Below are 5,143 nucleotides of genomic sequence, written 5' to 3' on the forward strand. Positions count from 1 at the left end.
GGTCCTTGGCGAAGTCCGCGATCGTCGCCTCCGCCTCGGGCAGCGGCATCCGCCTCAGCGCGATCGCCTGCGCTACCTCCTGGATCTCCGGCGCCTCGGCCAGCTTCAGCGCCGCCTCGTCCGGCACCGGCCCGCCCCAGACCTGGGCGATCGAGAGATGCGGCTGCCGGCGCTGGATGCAGGGCCAGTCGGGATCGGGCGGACCGGCGGCGAAGGCGGGCGCCGCGAAGGCGGGCGCCGCCACGATGAGGCCGAGCAGCATGGAACGGATCATTGGGCTCCTCCCCTCCGGCCCCGCCAGAGGCCCTTGGCCGGATCGTACATGAAGATTGTCGCTCCGAAGAAGACCAGCGTGCAACCCGTCACCACCGCGAAGGCGAGCGGGTTGAACTGGCCGTAGAGCGCGAAGCGGATGAGCTCCACCGCGTGGGTGAACGGATTGTAGGCGCAGATGTCGTGCAGCAGGATGCTCGAGTCGCGCATGCGCCAGAGCGGATAGAGCGCGGTCGAGGCGAAGAACATCGGGAAGATGACGAAGTTCATCACCCCGGCGAAATTCTCCAGCTGCCGGATCGCCGACGAGATGAGCAGCCCGAGCGAGCCGAGCATGATCCCGGCGAGGATCAGCGCCGGCAGCACGGTGACATAGCCGACGAGCGGCGCCTCCACCCCCCAGAACCAGGCGATGACGAGGAAGGCATAGACCTGCAGCACCGAGACGAGCACGCTCGCGACGAGCTTCGAGCCGAGCAGGAACCAGCGCGGATAGGGGCTGACCAGCAGCGTCCGCATCGCGCCGGTCTCCCGGTCGTAGACCATGGAGAGCGACGACTGCATCCCCGAGAAGAGCAGGATCATCCCGCAGAGCCCCGGCGTCACGTAGACCTCGTAGAGGACATAGGTCTGGTAGGGCGGCGTGATCGAGAGGCCGAGCACCGAGCGGAAGCCGGCGGCGAAGATGAAGAGCCAGACCAGCGGCCTGACCAGCGCCGCCAGGAACCGCTCCCGCTGGTTCGCGAAGCGAAGCGCCTCGCGGCGGGTGATGCCGGCGAAGGCGATGCTCCACCCGGCCCTCATCCCGCGATCGCCTCCGCCGTCTCGCCGGTCATGGCGAGGAACCGCTCGGCCAGCGTCCCGCTCCCGGCGATCTCCGCCGCGACACCGACGGCGATGACCGCGCCCCTGTGCAGGATCACCACCTCGTCGGCCGGGTCCACCTCGTCGAAGACGTGCGTCGCCCAGAGCGTCGAGACCCCCTCCTCGGCGATCAGCCGCCGCACCAGCGCCTGCACCTCCGCCCGCGACCGCAGGTCGAGCCCGGCCGTCGCCTCGTCGAGGAGCAGGAGCTCCGGCCGGTGCAGCAGGGCGCGCGCGATCTCCGCCCGCCGCTGCTGCCCGCCCGAGAGCGCGTTGACCTTCAGCCCCCCGCGCTCGGCGAGGCCGACCAGCGCCAGCACCTCGGCGATCCGCACCCTGGCCGCCCGCCCCCCGATCCCGTGCAGCGCCGCGTGGTAGCCGAGATTCTGCCGCAGCGTCAGGTCGCCGTCGAGCGCCTTGCTCTGGAAGACGACCCCGAGCCGCGCCAGCGCCTCGCCCGGCTGGCGCCGCGCATCGAAGCCCGCCACCTCGATCCGCCCCGAGGTGCTGTCGTAGAGCCGGGTGATGAGCGAGAAGAGCGTCGTCTTGCCGGCGCCGTTGACGCCGAGCAGCGCCGCGAACGCACCGCGCTCGACCGTGAAGCTCACGTCGCGCAGCGCCTGGAAACGGCCGAAGCGGTGGCTGACCTTCTCCACCGCAAGGGCCGGAGGGCGCATCCCGACCGGTTCCGACCCGGTCGATGCGCCGCCCCGTTCCTCAGTCATGTCAAGGGCTTGACCTTTCCGCGCCGGGTGCGCAGCCGGTCACTCCTTGCGCTCTTCGGTCACGGCGTAGCTCGCGTCGAGCTTGATGTCGTACTGCCCGTCCGCGCACATCACGTCGTCGAGATCGAAGGCGCCGTCCTCGACCTCGACGTTCGCCGGATCGACCTCGCAGGACTTCGCCGCCAGCACCTCGTCGATCTTGGCCATCTGCTCCTCGCTCGGCCCCTCCGCCAGCGCGGCGAAGGGCACGAACGCCAGGGCGGCGGCGGCGATGATGAGCTTTCTCATGTCTTTCCTCACTGGATGACGAAGGTGGCCGACTGGGTTTCGCTGTGCGAGCCCGGGATCGAGAGCGTATAGGTGCCCGGCACGATGGCGATGAACGACATGTGCGCGGTCCCGGCCGAGTCGAACTCGATCGAATGCACCCCCATCGGGCGGATCTCGATGTCCTCGATGACGATCTCGTTGATCCAGATCGCCCGGAAGAAGTCGCCGCCCGAGAGCGCCAGCTCTGCCGTCCCGTCCGCGGTAATGTCGATCCGGTAGTAGGTGCCCGACTTCAGCGTGTAGGTCCCCTGCGCCACCGGCTTGCCCGACGACAGCGTCAGCGGCGGCAGGTCGGCCCGGTTGTCCCGCGCGAGCAGCCCGGCGAAGCCGTAGTCGTGCGCCCCCTTCGGCACCTCGATGGAGAAGTCCGCAGCTTCCTCCGCGGCGCCCTCGGCCGGCGCCGCGCTGTCCTGCGCGGCGGCGGGCAGCGCCACCGCCGCGAGCAGCGCTGCAGCGATCCTTGCCTTCATTCCCCTCTCCTCCCTGCTTACGATTCGACCGCGACGACGCCCCAGGGCTGCTCGCCGACCTGCACCGACTTCAGCACCTTGTCGGTCGCGACGTCGATGATCGAGATGTCGTTGGAATTGCCGTTGGTGGTGTAGAGGAACTTCCCGTCCGGCGAGAAGGCGAGCTGCCAGACCCGCTGCCCCACCAGCAGATAGTCCGTCACCTCCCAGGTCGCGGTATCGACCACCGCGACCCGGTTCGCCGGGCCGAGCGCGACATAGGCCTTCTTGCCGTCCGCGGTCACCCGCACGCCGACCGGCTGCAGCGCCTCCGGCAGGACGCCCGGCACCTCGAAGGTGATCTTGTGGACGACCTCGCTCAGGGCCGGGTCGATGACGCTGACCGTGCCGCCGATCTCGGCCGAGACGAGCAGGAACTTGCCGTCCGGGGTGTACTGGGCGAAGCGCGGCCGCGAGTCGACGAGCACGTTCTCGACGATCTCGAAACTCGAGGTGTCGATCAGGTGCGCCATGTTCGTGGTCTCCGAGGTATTGACCACGATCGTCCCGTCCGGGCTCACGCCCATCCCCTCGGGCTCGACGCCGACCGGCACCTCGGCCAGCACCTGCCGCGTCTCCACGTCGACGACGGTGACGATATTGTCGTCCTCGTTGGCGATGTAGAGCGGGTTGCCGCTCGGATGCAGCACGAAGAGCTCGGGGTCGGGCCCCGACGGCAGGCTCGGCAGCTCCTCGTAGGTCGTCGAGTCGTAGACCCGCACCAGGTTGTCGTCCGAGGCGCAGACGTAGATGTGCTTGCCGTCCGGCGAGGCGGTGATGCCGCGCGGCCGCTGCATCCCCTCGATGGTGTGGATGACCTCGTGCGTCGCGCCGTCGAGCACGGTGACCGTGTTGCCCTTCTCGTTCGAGACGAAGATCTTCTCGGCCAGCGCCGGACCGGCCGCGAAGGCGGCCGAGGCGAGCAGAATCCCAAATCGCGCGGTGCGCATCTTTCCTCCCGTCATTTCCTGCAGGCCGTCTCCGGCCGGTCGATCCCGAGCGTGTCGAGCTGGCTCACCTGGTGCAGGAACTCCGCCTGCGGCGAGACCGAGACGACCACCCGATCGGCGGTCAGAAGGATCGGCTGGCGGAGCTGGCCGTCCCAGTCGCGGAAGGTCAGCTTCTGGCCCTTGAATGCCGCAAGATCGAAGCCGTCCGAGAGCACGAAGTCGTGGATGGCGGTAAAATCACCGCCCTGTGTCCGCGTCGCCGCCTCGCCCAGCACCCTGAGCGCCATCCAGACCTGATAGTCCTCGTCCCGCGCCGGCCGGCCCATCTGCTTCTCGAAGCGGGTCTGGAACTGCGTCGCGCCCCAGGCCTCGTGCGCCGGATGCCAGGTGTCGGGCATCAGCCCGGCCGAGCCGGTCACCGGCCGCGGCTCCCAGGTGTGATAGGGCAGGTGCGCCGCGAACACCCCTGCCCGATCCGCCGCCACCACCACGTCGTGCTCCGCCGCCCGCTGGGTGAAGGCCGGCATCTGCTGCTGGATCTGCACCGTGCCGGAATCCGTGCGCCGCGCGCCGCCGGTGTCCTCGAAGACCCGCTCCTCGACGATCTTCGCCCCGAACTTCGTGGCGGCGCGCCGGTAGGCGTCGGCGAGCGCCTTGTCCTCGGGGTGGCTCCCCTCGATCAGGAACCAGTCGGTCCACCGCTTCCAGACCAGGTACTGCGCCAGCGCGTCGGTCAGCATCGCGTCCGACGGCGCGGTATGCAGCAGGTTCGCCCGGCAGTCCTCGCCGCGCAGCCGGTCGGCCGTCGACTCCGCGTTCAGCACGAGCGCCCTGTCGCCGGCGATGTCGGCCAGCTTCACCGTGGTGTCGGCGTCGGCCATCACCACGATCCACCAGATCCCGGCGTCCAGCAGCTTCCGCATCTCCGCCTCGGCCGTCTCCGGCGCGGCGACGACCGTCTCGGTGGTGAACTTCTGCTGCATGAAGCTGCCGGTCGTGGCGTTGTCCGCCGTCCCGAGCGCCGCCCCGGCGAAGCCGATGTCCTCCGGCGGCAGATCCAGCCTCGAGATCGGCATCGGCCCCGGCGCGTCCACGCGGAGCACCGCGGCCCGATACTCCGTCTCGGCCGCCGCCCATGTCGCCGAGCAAACGAGGGCGGAGGCGAGCAGCCATCCACTCTGTTTCATTCCCTTCCTCCCGGCCCCATAGAAGCACAGCGGTCCGGCAGGTTAAGGAGAATCTTTTGATAAGACTCTCATAAGCCAATGATTCCAGCCGCTCTCATACTTTTGGCGGACAGCGGCCGTCAGGGCGACGGAGGCCCCGGCTCCGGCGTGCAGGCCCGCGCCTGCATGAGCCCGAGCCCGAAGGTCCGGTCCCGCCCCGGCTTGCCGAGATCGCGCGCCGAGCCGGCCAGCCAGGCCATCGCCGTCGCGCTGTCCCTGACCCGGCCGGCGCTCCGCGCCGCGGCGATCTCCACGGTCACGAAGGG

6 protein-coding genes and 2 pseudogenes are annotated in these 5,143 nt (G+C 69.6%); all 8 read right to left on the reverse strand.

The features are described 5' to 3' along the window. Nucleotides 1-274 (reverse strand): annotated as a pseudogene (locus Q0112_RS12505) (hypothetical protein); the annotation flags it as partial. Continuing rightward, nucleotides 271-1,077, reverse strand: a complete 807-nt coding sequence (locus Q0112_RS12510) for an ABC transporter permease (RefSeq protein WP_297975816.1) — start codon at nucleotides 1,075-1,077, stop codon at nucleotides 271-273. The pseudogene Q0112_RS12505 and the gene Q0112_RS12510, both read right to left, overlap by 4 nt. Further along, complete coding sequence (locus tag Q0112_RS12515; RefSeq protein ID WP_297975817.1) at nucleotides 1,074-1,814, reverse strand: ATP-binding cassette domain-containing protein; 741 nt, start codon at nucleotides 1,812-1,814, stop codon at nucleotides 1,074-1,076. Before Q0112_RS12515 ends, Q0112_RS12510 begins: the two co-directional genes overlap by 4 nt. An 87-nt stretch (nucleotides 1,815-1,901) precedes the next feature. Further along, complete coding sequence (locus Q0112_RS12520) at nucleotides 1,902-2,150, reverse strand: PepSY domain-containing protein (RefSeq protein WP_297975818.1); 249 nt, start codon at nucleotides 2,148-2,150, stop codon at nucleotides 1,902-1,904. 8 nt (nucleotides 2,151-2,158) lie between these two features. Continuing rightward, nucleotides 2,159-2,662 (reverse strand): hypothetical protein, encoded by a 504-nt coding sequence (locus tag Q0112_RS12525; protein ID WP_297975819.1) that lies wholly within the window; start codon nucleotides 2,660-2,662, stop codon nucleotides 2,159-2,161. Between the two features lie 17 nt (nucleotides 2,663-2,679). After that, nucleotides 2,680-3,651 (reverse strand): PQQ-dependent catabolism-associated beta-propeller protein, encoded by a 972-nt coding sequence (locus Q0112_RS12530; protein ID WP_297975820.1) that lies wholly within the window; start codon nucleotides 3,649-3,651, stop codon nucleotides 2,680-2,682. Nucleotides 3,652-3,662: 11 nt separating this feature from the next. Next, nucleotides 3,663-4,838 (reverse strand): ABC transporter substrate-binding protein, encoded by a 1,176-nt coding sequence (locus Q0112_RS12535; protein WP_297975821.1) that lies wholly within the window; start codon nucleotides 4,836-4,838, stop codon nucleotides 3,663-3,665. 119 nt (nucleotides 4,839-4,957) lie between these two features. Continuing rightward, a pseudogene (locus Q0112_RS12540) lies at nucleotides 4,958-5,143 on the reverse strand (hypothetical protein); the annotation flags it as partial.

Origin of the sequence: uncultured Amaricoccus sp., assembly GCF_937858865.1 — a bacterium.
Lineage (GTDB): Bacteria > Pseudomonadota > Alphaproteobacteria > Rhodobacterales > Rhodobacteraceae > Amaricoccus.